This is a genomic window from Providencia sp. PROV141 (assembly GCF_028481645.1).
Lineage (GTDB): Bacteria > Pseudomonadota > Gammaproteobacteria > Enterobacterales > Enterobacteriaceae > Providencia > Providencia rettgeri.
In genome coordinates this window covers 23657-41879 of sequence record NZ_JAMPPR010000027.1, presented here as the reverse complement: position 1 = coordinate 41879, position 18223 = coordinate 23657, and the positions used below count along the sequence as shown (strand labels likewise).

The following is an 18223-nucleotide window of genomic DNA, read 5'->3' as shown; positions in this document are numbered from 1 at the left end:
AGCTCACAAGTTGTTTGGTGGGTAGCAGAGTTTTAGTAAAATCCAATGGATATAGTGAGTTGGTGGTTTACCTAATATTGCGATGAATGGAATGACTTGAGTCAAAGTAGTGAGTAACAACTCACCTCTATTTAATTAGCAAAAGAGTGTGGGGTGATAAAGAACTTAGATATAAAGCGATGGAGAAATAAGAAGTGTAGTTGTAGTTGGGAAAAATTAAATTGCATCTTCAATGCATTTAGAGGTTGAATGTTAATGAGAGATACAAAGTAGTAAGTAAGAGCTCACAAGTTGCTTGGTGGGGAGTGGAGTTTTAGTAAAACCCATGGATATAGCGGGGGGTTTACCTATCACCGCGATGAATGGAATGGCTTGAGTCAAAGTAGTGAGTAACAGCTCATCTCTATTTAGTTAGCAAAGGAGTGTGAGGTGATAAAGAACCTAGATATAAAGCGATGGAGAAATAAAAAGTGTAGTTGTAGTTGTAGTTGTAGTTGTAGTTGGGAAAAATTAAATTGCATCTTCAATGTATTTAGAGGGTGAATGCTAATGAGAGGTGTAAAGTAGTAAGTAACAGCTCACGGTTTTTTTGATGGGTCGCAGAGTTTTAGTAAAACCTATGGATATAGTGGGTTGATGGCTTAACCTATTTTCATTATGAATGGAATAGCGTTAATTAAAATAATGAGCAACAACTAACTTGTTATAGAGACAACTAACCTCTATTTGATTAGCAAAGGAGTATGGGGAAATAGGAGGAGGAGAATTAAATCAAGAGGTTGTACTCTAGATATTTATGTGGTGAATGCTAATGGTGGATACAAAGTAATGAGTAACAACTCACTTGTTATAGCAATTAAAAATATATCGGGGAAAAGGGATTAATAAAACATAATGAATAAGGTCGCAGTAAGTTTTAAGTGATTACTTACTATAGAAATATACCAGTAAAGTTTATTAAAAATGCAACTATATTCAATGAATAAATAATAATGACAATATTAAGTATTAAAAATAATACAATGAAAAAGATTAGTTAGCCTACGTTGAAAATTGAGGTTAAATTAGCATTATTTATATGAAATTGATAATTGAATTATTTTCTCGTCTATAATGTATTTTTTATGATATGTGATTTTATATAAATATTTTTTATGATTCAAGTTATATGTTAAAATTTATATTATAAATCAAGTTATTACAAATTCATTTATTTAAAATGTTTGATAAAGGAAATTCTTCCAATATTTTTTTAAACCATGGTGTAAATATTTCAGGGGTAAGAACGATCTCTTGTTTTAATTGAGGAAGACTTATCCACCTTATAGATAAGACTTCTTCCCTATTTGGTTGAATATATTGGTTATAATAACCAATAAAAATATGGTCATATTCATGTTCAATTAAGCCTCCCTGAACATCAGCTTTATAAATTAAGGAACCCGCATATGTCAATGGAGTGACAAAGCCTAGCTCTTCTTGAAGCCTACGTTCAGCTGCTTTCTGAGTATCCTCATTAGGTTTAGGATGACTACAGCAAGAATTTGCCCATTGCCCTGCTGAATGATATTTATGAAGAGCCCGTTGTTGAATTAATAGCTCATTTTGCTCATTAAAGATAAATACTGAAAATGCTCGATGTAGATAACCGAGTTGATGTGCCAATAATTTTGACATAACACCAACAGGTTCATCATGTTCATTAACTAAAATTAATTCATCTTCCATTTATATTATTTTCCGTCATAAAAATTATTACACTAGTTTAGTATAATTAAAAATATAAGTTTGCATATTAGAGCTGTTTATTAGTTAACATGATTTTTTCAAAGCTCACAGCTATTATAAGGTTATATAGCTGTGAGATTAAAAATTATTTTTGTTGTAACACCCAAACAGCGGCTTCAACCCTTGATTTTAAATTGAGCTTTTTAAGTAAATGTTTAACATGTACTTTTACTGTGCTTTCTGCAATATCTAGTTTACGAGCTATCATTTTATTTGATAAGCCTTGTGAGATCAGTTCTAGAATATCGGCTTCCCTTGGTGTTAATGAAGTTATATTATTATCATCCTGTGTGGTATTGTCTCTGAGTGATTCAGCCAGTACAGATGCTAATGTTGGACTAACAACTAGCTTACCGCTAGCGGCTTCTTTTAGGGCGACTATAAGCTCTTCAGGCTCCATATCTTTAAGTAAATAACCATCAGCTCCTCTTTTTAGTGCATTGACTAAGTCATCACTATAATTAGAAACAGTAAAAAGAATAATTCTACCGGATAGTTCTCTTTTTCTAAGTTCATCAAGAGTTTCAAAACCATTCATTCCTGGCATGTTGAGATCCAGTAAAATAAGATCAGGATCTTGCTCTTCAGCGATCTGTATACCTGTTTTACCATCTCCTGCTTCACCGATAACTTGTAATGAAGATTCCAAACTAATCAACTGTTTGACTCCATTTCTTAGCATCGGATGATCATCAATAAGTAGAATGGTTGATTTTTCGTTTACTATATTTGTATTTTCCATAGATGATTTTCCGGTATGTTAAGCGTCAGATAAAGGAAAGGTAACTTTTACCTCTGTTCCACCTTGAAGCCTAGGTGTAATATAACAGTTACCATTAAGGCTTAATGCTCTTTCTCTCATAATAATAAGCCCATAATGATTAAGTTTATCAGTGTTTGACGTGATCCCTGCACCATCGTCGGTAATGGTAATAGTAACAATACCATCATACTGTTTTAATGAAACCTCAGCCGATGTTGCATTAGCATGTTTTAGAATATTAGTTAATGCTTCTCGGACGATTTGTATAATATGAATAGATTGGTGTGGTGAAATACTCTTTGCGGGTAGGTCGTAATTTAAGGTTACTGTATACCCCATACGTTCGCTAAATTCATTAATGGTACTTTCTAATGAGGGAAGTAAGCCAGGTTCCATTAATTTAAGTCTAAATGTGGTTAATAGCTCTCTCAGTTGGCTATATGCGGTATTAATTTCGCTGCGCATTTCCGTTAACAACTGTTGAGGTTTTTCTGGTAATGGTTCAGGCTGTAATTGCAGATAGCTAATTTGCATTTTCAAACAAGATAAAGACTGAGCGATAGAGTCATGAAGTTCGCGTGCAATTGCAGAGCGTTCATCCATGATAAGCAATTGTTGTTGTTGTTCTATTTGGTGCTCCATCGCGAGCATACCAGAGATTTGTTTTGCTAGAACAGAAACAAGGTTGTTTTGTTCGTCTGAAAGTATTTGATTATCTTCAATCTCACCAATAATAACGCCATAACGATGCATATTGTCTGATAAATCCCATTGTAAGCTGAGAGGTTTATCGATTGAAATTTGTTGTTTTAGCTGCGTTGTTTTCGCTTCAGATAATCCGGTTGAATGGCAACATATTTCATGAAAATATGCTTCATTACTCTCTTCATACAACCGTAAACTTAGATTTTTGAGTATGGTAATGTTTTCTAGTTCAATAAGGACTTTTTGTAATCGTAAATAGAGGGGATCTGACGAATGAAGAATTTGGTTTGATTGATATAAATAAGATAACACCTTATTTTTTGTGATTAAATCTGCAGTTTTTTCTGCAACTCTTTCTTCAAGTTGATGATAGCTTAGCGCTAATTCATCTGACATCTGGTTCAGCGTTTCTCCTAACGCATTTAATTCATCTTGCCTATTATTTTTTGGGTAGCGTTGGCTAAAATCTTTTCGTCCAATCGCATTGACCATTGATAATAATTTAACCCATGGGTAATAAATTTTTCGTCTTAGGTGCCAGATGGTTCCCATGAGTAATAAGAAGACTAAGCTAATAAAAATCAGTTGTGTCATAGCAACATAAGCAATCTTTCTTTCTGTTTTTTCATCAATGTTATGAACCAACTCATCAAGTTTACTTACAAATGATATAACTTCGTATCTTGCATCGTTAGGCGTATTTGCTTCCATTAATGAAGGTCGTAAGATATGTAACCAGTAATTATAGAGCTCATCAAATTGAGGAGTTAAGCTTTCAATTTTTACAACTTGAGTCAGTTCTGGGCTAATGAGGTCAGATTCTAATGCGTCGAGATAACGCTGATTTTGAGTATTCAGAGGGACGAGAGAAAGTAATCTGTAGCTCTGCATTCGTAGTGAACCTGATTTATTTATTGCGTGAGCATTACCTTGTACACTTATAATCATTCGATTGGAAATCGTCATCCCAATAATTCCTAAGATCGCAATCAGTAGCATAAGGCCGATCACTTGGTTAATAATTGAAAATCGACGATACAGTGTGGGCATGTGTCACTTCCTTAAAGAGTCGTGCTAGCGAACTTAAAATGCATAGTTCTAGTATTGTTCATAAAGGGGCGAATATTAAATATACTACTTTGGTAGTAATTTTCTGGTGTTATAACAAAATAGAAAATAGAAAATGAAATTTCTCTTTAAGTTTTTTACTTTTATTTATTGATATATAAGATTAAATTTGATTCAGTCTAGAACGCGGCTACGTATTATAGCTTAAATTAAAGATGAATTTCCTTTGATTTAGATCAGTTTAAATATCGATGAAAATCAATATGTAAAATAATACATATCGAAAAATGTTACTGAAAAACTATCGAATGGCAGGAGTAAAGATAGCTCTAATCGATAGAGCTACCTTTTTGTTTTAGGCTTTTTTAATTTTTTTGAATAGTGAGATTATCGCGACAAGGATTAGGCCGGTTACTAGCCCAAAAAATAAATTAATTATGGTCGGTAAGATAAACTGCATAGTACTACCAATGATAGGTGTTAAGGTTGCGGTAAAGGATATTTCGGTAATCCATTCTGAAATATAGCTGATACCGTGCGTTAGGATACCTCCACCGACCATAAACATCGCAGCTGTTCCTACAATAGATAATGTTTTCATCAGATAAGGAGTCGCATAAATTAAGGAATTACCACATTTTTTTAATAAAGAAGAGGTTTTTTTCTGTAAATAAAAGCCTAAGTCATCTAATTTTACAATACCTGCAACTAAGCCATATACACCGACAGTCATCACGATAGCAATGATAGAGAGTACGGCCACTTGGTTGATAAAAGAGGTGGTGGAAACAATGCCGAGTGTGATGGCAATAATTTCAGCTGATAAAACAAAATCGGTACGAATAGCCCCTTTGATTTTTTTACTTTCAAATTCCTTAAGTTCTTCTGCTGATAATTGCAATTGGTGTTGGGGAAGAGAATCTTTTGCATTAGAATGCAATAGCTTATGAGTGATTTTTTCTGCTCCTTCAAAACAAAGATAGGCTCCACCAATCATGAGTAGAGGCGTGATAGCCCAAGGGATAAACGCACTGATTAACAACGCTAAAGGAACAAGTATTAATTTATTAACAAATGACCCTTTAGCGACGGCACAAACAACAGGAATTTCCCTCTCTGCACGAACACCTGTGACTTGTTGGGCGTTTAGTGCGAGGTCATCACCTAAAACACCGGATGTTTTTTTGGCAGCCATTTTTGTCATGACTGAAACATCGTCTAGCACAGCGGCAATATCATCAAGTAATGTGAGTAAGCTACTTCCAGCCACAAGGATATCCTCAATATTTTTTAAGGTGTCATTAATGTTTATTAGGTCAATTAATGGATAATTAGTTCATTACAATATAAATCATACTTACAAATAAGATAATTCCATTGCAGATTGATAAATCTGAATTTTAAATTATTAAATTATTAAATTTTTATGACAATGGAACCAATGTGATTTTTTCTTTTCTAAATTATTAATTTTAGCGAAGTAACATATTGCTATCTGCTACTTTGCTTTATATTTGGTTTAATTATTTAGCTTATGAATAATTTTTAATAGATTGGTATAGGGTTAATACATGTCTTCTCAGCCAGCTTTGAGTATTGTCGTTGCTGTATATAATGGTGAAAAATTTTTACCTCAGTTTTTTGATAGCTTAATTGCGCAAAAGCTAGAAAATTGGGAGTTGATCGTTGTTAATGACGGCTCTAAAGATAAAAGTGAAGACATCATTAAGTCTTACGCAGATAAATTTGTACATTTAAAAGTGCTTTATCAAGAGAATCAAGGCGTATCAGTTGCCCGTAATACGGGAATGGTTGAGGCTACGGGAAAATATATTACATTCCCTGATATTGACGATGAAATTAGCCCTCAAATGTATGGGCGTTTATTAGAAATCGCATTATCAAATGACCTCGATGTTGCAACCTGTAATGGGACTTATGTTTATACTAATGGTGATGCACCAAAGGCAATTTTCCCACCGAATAAAGTTCCGTCAACTGGGGTAATTTCAGGCCCTGAATGGCTTGAAATAGGCTTAAGCTCACGCAAATTTTTGCATGTAACTTGGCTGAATTTATATCGTTTAGACATGTTGCGCCAACACAAATTTTTCTTTGAACCTAAGTTACATCATCAAGACATCCCTTGGACGACGGAAGTTTTACTCGTGGCGAAGCGCGTGCAATTTATTAATGAACAATACTACCGATATTTAATCCATAACCAATCTGTTTCGCATTCATTGAGTGGTGATGAACGCTCTGTTCGCAAGATAAAAACGTATTTGAAGATTATTGATATGCTTCTAAATATTTACCAGCGTTATCCTGAACAAGTTAAACAGGCACCAGCTTGCTTATGGCAGGTAGGAAAGGAGGGGTTAGGGGTGATTCAAGCGCTATTAGCCATTAAATCACCTGATGTACAGAAGGAAATGGTACAACTATTTTTTGATAAGGGTTATTGGCAAATAGTGTGGGCGCATGCAACAACAGTAAAATTAAAATGGCGATTAATTAGACGCTACACTAAGTTAAAAGAAATTATCAAATCATAATCTTCTGAAAAGGTAGCTGTTTTTATAAGCTACCTTTTTGTTTTTATTTTTCTAGTTGCTTTAGAGATGCAATAAACATATCCCATAACTGAGGGTTATTTAATGTTGTGGCGACTTGTGTATGGCAATCTGCTTTAGCTGGGTGGCGAAAGTCAGTCACTGTCATACCTGTTGTTAGAACGCCTTGTAGCTCGATATCAATTGGAGCCTTAATCGTTTCCATTATGGATGGGTCGATAACATAAGCAACAGCGCATAGGTCGTGAACAGGGGCATGGTCAGTATAGCCATTACGTCTACGGTAACCTGCCGTGTAGTAATTTAGAGATTCAACAACAAAATCACTTACAGGTGTATTTAACGCTGCAATTGCTTCCATTATTTGGTTGTCTGGCCTTGCTTGGTGTGTAAGGTCCAACCCAATCATAGTGATAGGCCAAGTTTCATTAAACACGATATGAGCAGCTTCAGGGTCTATAAGGATATTGAATTCAGCGACTGCAGTACGGTTTCCTGTATGGTAGCCTCCTCCCATTAAAACAATTTCTTTTACTAATTCTACAATTTCAGGTGCTTTTCTCACGGCTAAAGCAATATTTGTGAGTCCTCCAATAGGGACGAGAGTAACTGTTTTAGGGGGATGTGATTTGAGCGTATCAATAATTAAGTCCACAGCGTGGCGTTGGTCAATAGGTAATTTGGGCTCAGGGAGGTGAGTGCCGTCCAGTCCTGTTGTTCCATGAACTTCTGGGGCAGTTTGTATTGTTCTCACTAGTGGCCTAGAGCAACCAGCAGCGATAGGGATATCATTTGCACTAACGAATTCCATAATTGCGCGTGCATTATAAGTAACTTTGTCTAAAGTTTGGTTTCCGACAACCGTCGTTACCGCAAGTAACTCTACATTTGAATTGCCTAATGCTAAGAAAATTGCCATTGCATCATCATGGCCAGGGTCACAATCGATAATAATTTTATTGCTAGACATTATTTCTCCTTTTATTAGGTTATTTACTTTTAATTAACATAATATATGGATGAATTTATTTTTATGTGATGTAAGTTCTATTTTTATGAATACTAATGTAATGAAATTATTCATTAGGGTTACTAATAGAGAGTGATGTGATTAACATATTAATAACAATCGTGTTGAGTTTATAAAGATAATGTGTTCTTTATGAAGTTTTAAGCAATATAAATGAAACCGCCTAGAGGGGTTTTATTAATTAGTTAATAATTGTGGAGGCAGAATGGAGAGCTATCTGGAAAAACTACCTGATGTCATTGATTCTGTTGCAACTAACCAATTTTATCCTAATTTATTATCATGGTTATCTTCATTTATTGCATTCGATAATGCGATTGTTTACTCCTTTGAAAAAGGAGCTCCACCCCGATTTCTTTCTAAAGTAGAGCGCCGCAATAGCGATAGTATTAATAGAATCTATCAACGAGGTGCTTATTTAATGGACCCATTCTACCAAGAAATCCAAAAGGGAGGGGCTTCCAAAGTATTAACATTAAAAGAACTCGCTCCTAAAGGGTTTTACCATACAGATTATTATCTCAATTTTTATCGTAAGACAGGGTGGTGTGATGAAGCTGGGTTGCTATTAGATATTTCAACTGACAGGCAATTAGGCATTTTTTTTGGTAATGAAGATAGGCCTTTTTTCTCAGGCAAATATACGCAAGCGCCACTTAAAGACGCCTTCGATATCATTCGTAGTATGGTCAGACTTCATAAAGACGTTTCTCCTTCTTCGGTGTCGAACCACTATCAACATACTGATATGCAAACACGATTTGGGCTGACACCAAGAGAGTGTGAAGTTGTCGAATTAATCTTAGCAGGTAAAGGTTCACCACAAATTGCACAGATGCTTTTCATTAGTTTAGGAACAGTGAAAAATCATCGTAAAAATATCTATCAAAAACTAAGTATTAATTCACAGGTTGAATTATTTAACTTGTTAATGAATAGGTTAAGCTAAGTATAATGTGTTTTTATATTTATTTTAACTTAGTGATTTAATAGCATTTTATGGCTTGTTATCTTTTTTATTACTGCATTATTTTTTTTATTTTTGTCTAGATGATTTGTATGAACTAAAATTAAATTAATAATCATTATTATTAACATAAGAATGGTTTATTAATTGTTTGATTTTTAGATTATTTTTTATTTTTTTTGAAATTTTATTATTATTTAAATATTCTACTTGCGTCACAATTGTTAACTTTATGTTTCGAATGTCCCTAAAGGGCTATGTAATTGTTAATGTAAGGTTAAGATAATCGAGTTATCGAAAGATACTAAATAGGGTATCCATAATGAATAACCAAGTAGAATCATTGACTTACTATGCTGCAACTAAAAAGTATGACTTACGTTTTCCTACGCTAAAGGAAGATCTTGATGTTGATGTGGTGATTATTGGTGGTGGCTTTTCTGGGATCCACACTGCGCTTGAGCTGTGTGAGAAAGGGATTACCAATATCGCTATTTTGGAAGGACGGCACCTTGGCTACGGTGGTTCAGGGCGCAATGGCGGGCAAGTAATGGCAGGCATTGGCCATGACATCGATGCAATTAAAAAATATGTCGGGCCAGAGGGTTTAGAAACGATTTTTAAACTCAGCAATATGGGCGCAGGGATCATGCGTGATCGCATCGCTAAATATGATATTGATGCAGATTTTTGCCGTGGTTACGCATACTTAGGAAGTAATAAGCGCCAAGAAAAGACCCTACACAGTTGGCTAAAAGATTTCAAGTCAGTTGATCCTGATGAGGAAATTGAATTTTACAGTGGCTCAGAACTAAAACAGATTATTGGTTCTGATGCTTATACCTGTGGGATCAAACACATGGGTGGCGGTCATGTTCATTCATTGAATTTATTATTGGGTGAAGCGAAAGCGATTAGTGAAATATATGGCGCTAAAATATTTGAAAATAGCCAAGTATTAAATGTGGAATATGGTAATACCATCAAAGTCAGAACTGCGATGGGAACGGTTAAAGCACAGAAAATGCTGTGGGCTTGCGATTCATTTTTAAATGGCCTTGAGCCGACGATTTACCCTAAAACTATTAATACTTACGCATATCAATTAATGACGGAAGAGCTGCCTGATGAATTAATCGAGCGAATTAGCCCAATCCGTGGTGCTTATAGTGATATTCGTCCTGTAATAGATTACTACCGGGTGACGAATGAGAATCGCCTACTATTTGGCAGTTCCACTCATTTTCTTGAATACATTCCATCTGACCTTAAAGCATGGAATCGTAACCTAATGCTAAAAGTCTTTCCCTATCTCAAAGATGTCAAAATTGAATTAGCTTGGGGTGGACCAATGGCATGTAGTGCAAATTTATTTCCACAAATTGGTTCATTACCACAACACAAAAATGTGTTTTATGCACAGGGCTATTCAGGTTTTGGTGTTACGCCAAGCCAGATTGTGTGCAAAGTTCTTGCTGAAGGGATGGTGGAAGGTTCTCATCGTTATGACTTAATGAGTTCTATCCCGCACGCCAATATTATTGGTAAAGATAGTTTACGTAATGTGATTGTTTCGTTGGCAAAAATAATGCATCAGACATCCGGTTATTGGCAAGGTCGTCGCTAATTCGCTATCCACCTAACTAGTTTATTTAAATCGATTAAAGGTAAAAATTATGATTAGTCCATTACTGTTAAACAAACCCCTACCAGAGTTATTGAATATTGGTAGCGTGACAAATTTAGGCTCTGTGGTTGTTGAAGGCGATCCTCAAGCGAGTGTTGCCATGATCCACGGTGAACCAACGGATAACCTGACCTGCGGTATTTTTGCTTGTACTAAAGGCAAGTTCAAAATGGTATATCCATTTGATGAAATGGCGACAGTCCACGAAGGTTCGGTGAAGTTAACGGATGTAAAAACCGGTGTAACGGTTGAATACCATAAAGGCGATACCTGGTTTGCCGCGAAAGGTACCGAGGTTTTATGGGAAATTGATACACCACGCTTCGTAAAACATTACTTAGCTTGTGTAAATGCCTAATTAATTTCTATTGAGTGGAGTGATAACAATGAGCGAGTTAACCCTATTACCAGAAGTCAGTGAGTTTTTGAAGCGTCAGCACGGTCATTTTATCAACGGGTTACCGGTTTCTGGCAAGGGCGATACTTTTTTTGATGTTGTTAACCCAGCCACTGAACAGGTTATTGCTAAAGTAAAAGAAGGAACTTTAGCGGAAGTTGATGCCGCAATGGATGCGGCTCATACTGCATTTAAAGGGGTTTGGGCAAACACGACACCAATGGAAAGAGGGAATTGCTTAAACCGCCTTGCTGACCTGCTTGAAAAGCACCTTGAAGAATTAGCCCAGTTAGAAACGTTATGTTCAGGTAAAACCATTCAATTATCTCGTTTTCTTGAAGTGGGGTCATCTGCGCAGTTTTTGCGTTATTTTGCCGGTTGGGCGACGAAAATCAGCGGGGAAACATTGAATGTTTCATTGCCTTCTTTTAATGGTGAGAAATATTCTGCATTTACCCAGCGTGAACCTGTTGGTGTTGTAGCTGGTATTATTCCTTGGAACTTTTCTATCATGATTTCCATTTGGAAATTAGCGGCTGCTTTAACATGTGGCTGTACGATTGTGTTGAAACCAAGTGAATTTACCCCACTAACTATGCTAAGAGTGGTGGAATTGGCAAAAGAGGCGGGAATTCCTGACGGTGTAATTAATATCGTGAATGGTGGTGGTCGTGAAGTTGGGCCGGCACTGATTCATCATCCACTTTGTTCTAAAGTGACATTTACGGGGTCTGTACCAACTGGGCTGGCGGTAGGGCGTTCAGCGATGGAAGGTAAGTTAACCCGAGTAACACTGGAGCTTGGTGGGAAAAATGGTGCTGCGTTCTTAGCTGACCTCCCGGTTGAAAAAATTGTTAATGGGATTATTGAAGCGGGATATCTAAATCAAGGGCAAATTTGCGCAGCTGCTGAGCGGTTCTATATTCCATCTAAATTGATGGATGAAGTATTAGCGCAACTAAAAACGCGTTTGTCTGCGATGAAAGTCGGTTCTCCATTGGATGAAACAACCGAAATGGGGCCGCTGGCCAATAAAGCGCATTATGAAAAAATCTTAGGTTTGTTTGAAAAAGCTCGCCAAGAGGGCAGTGAAATTATTTATGGTGGCCAACCCATTGCAGGTGCTGGGTATTTTGTGCCTCCAACCATTATTCGTGCTAGTAGTCCAGATGATGTGTTAATGAAAGAGGAAACATTTGGACCAATAGGGACTTTCTTGAGTTACGATGATGAAGAAGAACTTATTGATATGATGAATAGTACTCCGTTTGGTTTAGCTGCGAGTTTATGGACAAATGATCTTAGTAAAGCAATGCGCATGATTTCACGCATTGAAGCGGGAACTGTATGGGTGAATATGCATACTTTCCTTGATCCTGCAGTGCCATTTGGTGGCATTAAGTCATCAGGTATTGGTCGTGAATTTGGTAGTGCCTTTATTGAGTATTACACAGAGTTAAAATCTGTCATGGTGCGTTATTAGTGTTCAATTTATATTCAATTAATCAACATTTCCCGGCCATCGTGCCGGGTTTTTTTTGTATTTTATAGATACCATGGCTTATTCGTGGTTATGATGAAAGCTCGTTATTATCCATTATAGGTAACAGTATGAAGAAAGTGTTGATTACAGGTGGCAGCCGAGGGATTGGGAGAGCCACAGCGATTCAATTGGGCAGTCTTGGAATGCATGTACTGATTAACTATAAAAGCGACCAACAAGCGGCTGATGAAGTTGTACAAGAGATTCAATCGGCGGGGGGGATGGCGAATGCGTTGCAATGTGATATCAGTGATGAAAATGACGCTGTTAAATTATTTACAATCATCAAAGAACAGTATGGCGATTTAGATTACTTAGTGAATAATGCTGGAATTTTATTTCAGCAGTGCCGTACAGAAATGCTGACTGCAGCGCGTATTAATCAGGTGTTGGCCACGAATGTGACAGGATTACTGATTTGTTGTCGAGAGTTTATTAAACATGCCTACCATTTTAATCAATTCAAAGATAAAGCCATTGTGAATGTTTCATCTGCGGCTGCGCGTTTAGGTGCAGCAGGGGAATATATTGATTATGCCGCCTCTAAAGGCGCAGTAGATTCGATCACAAAAGGGTTGTCACTTGAGCTTGCAGGATTAGGAATACGTGTTAATGGCGTTCGACCCGGCTATATTTATACTCAAATGCACAAAGATGGCGGTGAGGAAGGTCGAGTTGACCGAGTTGCTTCACAAATACCGATGAAAAGAGGAGGGGAACCACATGAGATTGCTGAAATCATCGTATGGCTGTTAAGTGGTGCATCTTCTTATGTCACAGGTTCAATTATTGATGCGGCGGGTGGCCGTTAGATTTATTGTCATTTTTCTTGGTGAATGATAAACCCGGATGAAACAAGCTCGGTTCGGTTAGTCACATTTGCTTTAGTGAAGATATTGCGTAAGTGAGTCTTCACTGTTGATAGCGAAACCCCCAGTAATAGTGCAATTCGTTTATTGCTCGCACCTTCTCGTACTAAATGGATAATTTCTTGTTCTTTGGGGGTATAAGCCACTAATGAATCAGGTAGTACATCAAATGTCATCAGCTCAGCGACAGGTAAGATAGTGTTTAATCGCATGATTTCTTGTTGGCTAAATGGACTGTCTCGCAGCACTGAAATCCCCGCAATAATTTTATTTTTACGACGAATAAATATTTCAGCCATATCAGTCATGTTATTTGGCCGCATAAAATCATGGAAAAAAGCTTGATTTTGCTGGCGTATTTCAGGATCCATTCTCACTAAGCGTAAATCATCGCTGCGAAAATGGTCAGGGTGTAAAGGATCCAATTGGTGAAAATAAGCGAGATATTCTTCGTGCATTTTTGCCGGTATCCCGTGAAGAACGTAGTTGTCTGGTTGGCAGTGATCATTCACGAGGTAATACACCAATGCAGAAACCGGAATAATATGTGCAATGGTATTTAGGCAGCAATCAATCAATGTTTGTTGATGAGGCTCGAATAATGGTGAATTCATCATATTCCCTTGTGTACTAATCGAATTATTATCATGCCTCTTAATTAATTTAACATAAAATAAACATGTTAATAACGTGAAGTTGATAGCAGTATTTAAAACTCATGAATACCTCATGAATATTGGTTTTCTGCTTTTTGGTATCTTTAGACAGATATTTATTAATATATTAACAAGTGATTTGTTTGCTACATGTTGATATTGCTTTAATTATTTTTTTTGTTCTTAAAAATATGGGTACTTTTCGCGAGCTATACTTTATTTCCCCTCTCTCTGGGTATCGTCCTTTAGAACGATAGCAGCCGATTTAAGCTTATTTCTATAGTGGATATGAAGTTACTTTATTTTTACAAAAAATTCACATCAATGGTTGGATAGAGAGCGAGAGGGAAGCAAGATGAATTTATCCTCAAAATTATCGACACATTTAGAAAAAGGGAAAGTTGGCTTTCCGACCACCTTGGCGAGTTCTGCTGGCTTGATTATGGCCAGTCCTGTTATTTTAACCGTCACGAGTGGATTCGGTATAGGTGGCGATACGTTTGCTTTAGCGGTACTACTTAGTTTCATTATGATGCAAGCTCAGCTAACCACATTTTCGGAGGCTGCGGCAATTTTACCAACGTCAGGCTCAGTATATGACTATATATCTTGTGGGATGGGGCGTTTTTGGGCGATAACAGGTGCGCTTTCGGCTTACTTGATTGTGCATGTGTTTGCAGGAACTGCCGAAACTATTCTGTCAGGGATTATGGCTCTCGTTAATTTTGAACATCTCAACACGGTCTTAGAGACCAGTAACTCATCTTGGATGGTTGGTGTTGGGCTGGTTGTCACGTTTGGTATCTTAAACGCATTTGGTATTGAAGCCTTTGGTAAGGTCGAGGTTGTACTGACATTTGCCATGTGGTCCACGTTAGTGATTTTTAGTGTGAGTGGGCTGTTATTGCCATTTCATGTGGATATGGACGGCTGGTTTGGTCAGCCACTCAATACGGACCCAACACTAATACTGAGCTTTGTTGGTATGGCAATGTTCATGTTTGTGGGTTGTGAGCTAGTGACCCCAATGGCACCTGAAATTAAAAATTCCGCGAAAGTGATTCCCCGTGCGATGACAACGGGTTTATTTTGTGTCGCACTCTGTATGGTGTTATTCGGTGCTGCACTAGCGAACCAAGTGGAAAATGTGGTCGTTGACCCGCAGACAGGTACGCGTTTACTTGAAACACCGATGGCAATCCCTGCATTCGCTGAAATTGTCATGGGGGAGTTTGGTAAATACTGGATAGGTATCGCGTTATTACTGGCTGGTGGAGCGACCATCAATACGTTAATGGCAGCGGTTCCTCGCATTCTTTATGGAATGGCACTTGATGGGGCATTACCACGCATCTTTGCTTATTTACATCCACGTTTCAAAACTCCAGTATTCGGTATTTTAGTGGCTGTAATGATCCCATGTTTGCACGCTTTTGCGATTCAAGGCGACCTTGACCGTATCATTCCATTGGTACTGGCGGCGGTGTGTTCTTGGGGCACGGCTTACTTGCTGGTAACGATTTCAGTGGTGTTATTGCGTATTCGTCGACCTGACTTACATCGCGCCTATCGTTCGCCTTTTTTCCCTATACCGCAAATTATTTCGAGTGTCGGGATTATTTTAGCGATTGTGTACATCACTCCACCAGGCATGAATAAATCGGATATCTATATTCCCTTTGCTATTATGTTAGGTTTAACAGCAGGATATGCATTAATTTGGACCGTTTTCGTACAGAAAGTGAACCCATTTAAACCTGTGGATGTTGAATACGTTTTATCTAATTCCTTCGCTGATGAAGAAATGGAAGGAGGCCAACTTGAGCCATTACGTAACCTCGCCTAAACCGTCTTTGCGGAAGACAATTGGTAAACTTACCCAGCAACGTTTGCCTGCCGGATATCAAACAGGATTGACACTTAATCGTGTTGAGAAGGACATGGCGCCTTATCCATGTGAGTGGGGGGCGCCCGGAGTGCTCCATGTGCAGCTTCAACCTGAATTAACGATTGAGGTGACTGAACGGACAAGAAAATTGTTTCTCGCTTTTATCGTGTATAGCCGTTTTACGGTATCTGGCCAATGTGTAGATAGTATCAATGCAAAAATTGAAGTAAAAACCCGTGGAACTATAAAGAAGAAGCATGTCCATTTTGTTTCGAAACAGATGGATGGGCAGAAAGTTATTGAATGGCTGAATGAGTACCCGATTATTAGGCAAACATTAGAAGAGCTGGAATTTAATCATTGCGAGATAGAGTTTAGCCGAGGTCGTTGGCGTTGTGAAATTGAGCCTTACACGGCATCAGAAATGGTGAGCCGCATTCCCGCAACTCGCCGTTATTTGAGATTAATAAAAAAACAACGCTATTATTTATTGAGCGCACTGCAGTTAATTAACCAACTGGTGGAAAAACGTGCTGTGAGCCATTGAGTTTAAAAGAGTTTTTTGATAGTAATAATTATTATCAATTGACTCGCTGGAATTTGATGTGAAATCTTTGCCTCTTTTAGGTTGTATGTTGTTTTCTTCTGCGGTGATGGCAACACACGCTGACTGTATGCGTTTATCTGAGCTTTCCTTTGCTGAAGGGGTACATGATAGCGAAGGTCATAGCTGCTTATCTTTTGAAGTATCGCAGCAAGATTTTATAAAACAACGCGGTGAGGGTCTTTCCAAGGTTCTGTTATTGGATTCCAATAAACAGCCAGTGCGTGCATTGCAAGAGTACGGTTCAGTTCAAGAACCTCATAGTGCGGATTATTTAGTATCAAAAAATGGGGTTTATTATTTAGCGTTGAATGGTGAGCCGGGTAAGCCCTGGCAATTAAAGTTTGATGTCACCCAGTACCAGCCTTTAGCCATTAAAAAGGATAATGAGCCCGTTAGCCCCAAGCTGCAAAGTTTACTTGATGAATATTATCAAAATGGTGATACAAGCGCATTTTGGCAAGCCGTCGCCGCGCAAGGAACGCCATTGGTTGAAGATTTTTCAAATAGACAAAAACGGGTGACATTCCTTTGGCGTGGTGCGAAAGCAAACGCCTATATTCTAGGTGCGCCGTCAGGTAATCACGAAAGAATGGCCCACTTGGCGGGAACGGATATTTGGTATCGTTCTTTTATTATCCCTAATGATACGTTATCGCAATATAAAATTGCACCTGATATCCCTTCTGTACCGGAAGGCGGTTTTGCTCAACGTAAAGCCATTTTAGTTACAGCGCAGTCTGACCCATATAATTCTCATGTTATTCCTTCCCTAAATGTCGATAAATATAACCGTTTTTCGTTGTTATCATTGGTACCGAACATACGCCAGTGTCACTTCCCTGATATAGAAAATCGGCAGATTAAAGGCCGTTTAGAGACTTTTACGTTGGTGAGTCAAATATTAAAAAACGAAAGAAAAATAACGGTTTATCAACCTAATGTACCAATGGAAACACCGGCGTTATTGTTGCTATTGGATGGGCAAATTTACCTGCAAAACTATCAAATGGAGAAATTCTTTGATAAGTGGATGAATCAGGGGCGTTTTCCAGCGATGAATATTGTATTTGTTGATAGCATAAACTCAGAGCGTCGTGGGGATGAGCTTCCACCTAATAATGGCTTTCCTAAGTTGCTGGCGGATGAGCTCATGCCGCAATTAGCGCAAATGGGAATTCAAGCGCCTGCAAGCCATACGATTATTGCAGGTTCCAGTTATGGTGGGATTGGCGCGACATGGAATGCATTACAACATCCTGAAATCTTCGGTAATGTCATCAGTATGTCAGGATCTTATTGGTGGGCTCCAAAAGATAAAGACCCTGAGTGGTTAATTCGTGAAATCGAAATCATGCCAACGCAACCGATCCGTTTTTTTCTTGAGGCTGGCTTATTCGAGCAACGTGGCAGTTGGGGGGGGATTATTCAAAACCACTACCGATTACTGGATGTACTAAAACACAAAGGTTATCAAGTGGATGCCATTGAGTTACCTAGCGGGCACGACTACGTTTCTTGGTGTGAAACGCTTTATGAGGGAACAAATCAACTTGTGTCACAATGGTAAATTGCCATAACGCTAATTCACAAAAAGCAGCTTATATTTAGCTGCTTTTTCACATTTATGACAAACATCTTCATTTCGCCATAAAAGCGTCATTCAACTGTCATCTAGCTCC

15 protein-coding genes are annotated in these 18223 nt (G+C 37.8%); 9 read left to right on the top strand and 6 right to left on the bottom strand.

Annotation, left to right across the window (positions count from 1 at the left end; translation table 11 throughout):
- Positions 1-1206: 1206 nt before the first annotated feature.
- The 4 genes from idi to PSF09_RS18330 form a co-directional block, all read right to left on the bottom strand.
- Positions 1207-1728: an isopentenyl-diphosphate Delta-isomerase gene (gene idi / locus PSF09_RS18345; protein ID WP_210840410.1), complete on the bottom strand. Its 522-nt coding sequence runs from the start codon at positions 1726-1728 to the stop codon at positions 1207-1209.
- Positions 1729-1873: 145 nt separating this feature from the next.
- Positions 1874-2530 (bottom strand): two-component system response regulator NarL, encoded by a 657-nt coding sequence (gene narL / locus PSF09_RS18340; protein ID WP_004914835.1) that lies wholly within the window; start codon positions 2528-2530, stop codon positions 1874-1876.
- 18 nt (positions 2531-2548) lie between these two features.
- Positions 2549-4306 (bottom strand): nitrate/nitrite two-component system sensor histidine kinase NarX, encoded by a 1758-nt coding sequence (gene narX / locus PSF09_RS18335; protein ID WP_210840411.1) that lies wholly within the window; start codon positions 4304-4306, stop codon positions 2549-2551.
- Between the two features lie 373 nt (positions 4307-4679).
- The gene (locus tag PSF09_RS18330) at positions 4680-5594 is read right to left on the bottom strand and encodes a DUF808 domain-containing protein (protein ID WP_272665675.1); all 915 of its coding nucleotides are present in this window, start codon (positions 5592-5594) and stop codon (positions 4680-4682) included.
- Positions 5595-5895: 301 nt separating this feature from the next.
- Here PSF09_RS18330 and PSF09_RS18325 point away from each other — a divergent pair, with 301 nt between their 5' ends.
- Entirely contained in the window at positions 5896-6882 is a 987-nt protein-coding gene (locus PSF09_RS18325) for a glycosyltransferase (RefSeq protein ID WP_272684286.1), read from the top strand.
- A 43-nt stretch (positions 6883-6925) separates the two neighbouring features.
- Here PSF09_RS18325 and uriH read toward each other — a convergent pair whose 3' ends face one another.
- A complete protein-coding gene (gene uriH, locus PSF09_RS18320; protein ID WP_272665674.1) occupies positions 6926-7870 on the bottom strand; it encodes a uridine-preferring nucleoside hydrolase UriH in 945 nt (314 codons plus the stop codon).
- A 265-nt stretch (positions 7871-8135) separates the two neighbouring features.
- Between uriH and PSF09_RS18315 the strand changes: the two genes are divergently transcribed.
- The 5 genes from PSF09_RS18315 (at position 8136) to PSF09_RS18295 (ending at position 13336) form a co-directional block, all read left to right on the top strand.
- Complete coding sequence (locus PSF09_RS18315) at positions 8136-8879, top strand: helix-turn-helix transcriptional regulator (RefSeq protein ID WP_272665673.1); 744 nt, start codon at positions 8136-8138, stop codon at positions 8877-8879.
- A 340-nt stretch (positions 8880-9219) separates the two neighbouring features.
- The gene (locus PSF09_RS18310) at positions 9220-10524 is read left to right on the top strand and encodes an NAD(P)/FAD-dependent oxidoreductase (protein WP_210837029.1); all 1305 of its coding nucleotides are present in this window, start codon (positions 9220-9222) and stop codon (positions 10522-10524) included.
- 49 nt (positions 10525-10573) lie between these two features.
- Positions 10574-10942: a cupin domain-containing protein gene (locus PSF09_RS18305; RefSeq protein WP_096865186.1), complete on the top strand. Its 369-nt coding sequence runs from the start codon at positions 10574-10576 to the stop codon at positions 10940-10942.
- A 28-nt stretch (positions 10943-10970) separates the two neighbouring features.
- Positions 10971-12464, top strand: a complete 1494-nt coding sequence (locus PSF09_RS18300; protein WP_210837030.1) for an aldehyde dehydrogenase family protein — start codon at positions 10971-10973, stop codon at positions 12462-12464.
- A gap of 128 nt (positions 12465-12592) precedes the next feature.
- Positions 12593-13336 (top strand): SDR family oxidoreductase, encoded by a 744-nt coding sequence (locus PSF09_RS18295; protein WP_272684285.1) that lies wholly within the window; start codon positions 12593-12595, stop codon positions 13334-13336.
- 8 nt (positions 13337-13344) lie between these two features.
- On the opposite strand, the gene PSF09_RS18290 is transcribed toward PSF09_RS18295, so the two are convergent.
- Positions 13345-14007 carry a helix-turn-helix domain-containing protein gene (locus PSF09_RS18290; RefSeq protein ID WP_210837032.1) on the bottom strand — a complete coding sequence of 221 codons (663 nt, stop codon included), beginning with the start codon at positions 14005-14007 and terminating at the stop codon, positions 13345-13347.
- A gap of 397 nt (positions 14008-14404) precedes the next feature.
- Between PSF09_RS18290 and PSF09_RS18285 the strand changes: the two genes are divergently transcribed.
- From PSF09_RS18285 to PSF09_RS18275, 3 genes are read left to right on the top strand one after another with little or no spacing between them, the layout of a single operon-like run.
- Positions 14405-15895, top strand: a complete 1491-nt coding sequence (locus tag PSF09_RS18285; RefSeq protein WP_198642066.1) for an APC family permease — start codon at positions 14405-14407, stop codon at positions 15893-15895.
- Positions 15870-16484, top strand: coding sequence for a DUF3156 family protein (locus PSF09_RS18280; RefSeq protein ID WP_272684284.1), 615 nt, complete (start codon positions 15870-15872; stop codon positions 16482-16484). The genes PSF09_RS18285 and PSF09_RS18280 overlap by 26 nt, the downstream gene beginning before the upstream one ends.
- A gap of 58 nt (positions 16485-16542) precedes the next feature.
- Positions 16543-18111: an alpha/beta hydrolase-fold protein gene (locus PSF09_RS18275; RefSeq protein ID WP_272665668.1), complete on the top strand. Its 1569-nt coding sequence runs from the start codon at positions 16543-16545 to the stop codon at positions 18109-18111.
- The last annotated feature ends 112 nt before the right edge of the window (positions 18112-18223 follow it).

Excerpts from the sequence above, each read along its gene's own strand:
- narL (WP_004914835.1), bottom strand. The coding sequence starts at position 2,530 with ATGGAAAATACAAATATAGTAAACGAAAAATCAACCATTCTACTTATT.
- PSF09_RS18305 (WP_096865186.1), top strand. The coding sequence starts at position 10,574 with ATGATTAGTCCATTACTGTTAAACAAACCCCTACCAGAGTTATTGAAT.
- PSF09_RS18295 (WP_272684285.1), top strand. The coding sequence starts at position 12,593 with ATGAAGAAAGTGTTGATTACAGGTGGCAGCCGAGGGATTGGGAGAGCC.
- PSF09_RS18310 (WP_210837029.1), top strand. The coding sequence starts at position 9,220 with ATGAATAACCAAGTAGAATCATTGACTTACTATGCTGCAACTAAAAAG.
- PSF09_RS18300 (WP_210837030.1), top strand. The coding sequence starts at position 10,971 with ATGAGCGAGTTAACCCTATTACCAGAAGTCAGTGAGTTTTTGAAGCGT.
- uriH (WP_272665674.1), bottom strand. The coding sequence starts at position 7,870 with ATGTCTAGCAATAAAATTATTATCGATTGTGACCCTGGCCATGATGAT.
- PSF09_RS18325 (WP_272684286.1), top strand. The coding sequence starts at position 5,896 with ATGTCTTCTCAGCCAGCTTTGAGTATTGTCGTTGCTGTATATAATGGT.
- PSF09_RS18315 (WP_272665673.1), top strand. The coding sequence starts at position 8,136 with ATGGAGAGCTATCTGGAAAAACTACCTGATGTCATTGATTCTGTTGCA.
- idi (WP_210840410.1), bottom strand. The coding sequence starts at position 1,728 with ATGGAAGATGAATTAATTTTAGTTAATGAACATGATGAACCTGTTGGT.
- PSF09_RS18285 (WP_198642066.1), top strand. The coding sequence starts at position 14,405 with ATGAATTTATCCTCAAAATTATCGACACATTTAGAAAAAGGGAAAGTT.
- PSF09_RS18290 (WP_210837032.1), bottom strand. The coding sequence starts at position 14,007 with ATGAATTCACCATTATTCGAGCCTCATCAACAAACATTGATTGATTGC.
- narX (WP_210840411.1), bottom strand. The coding sequence starts at position 4,306 with ATGCCCACACTGTATCGTCGATTTTCAATTATTAACCAAGTGATCGGC.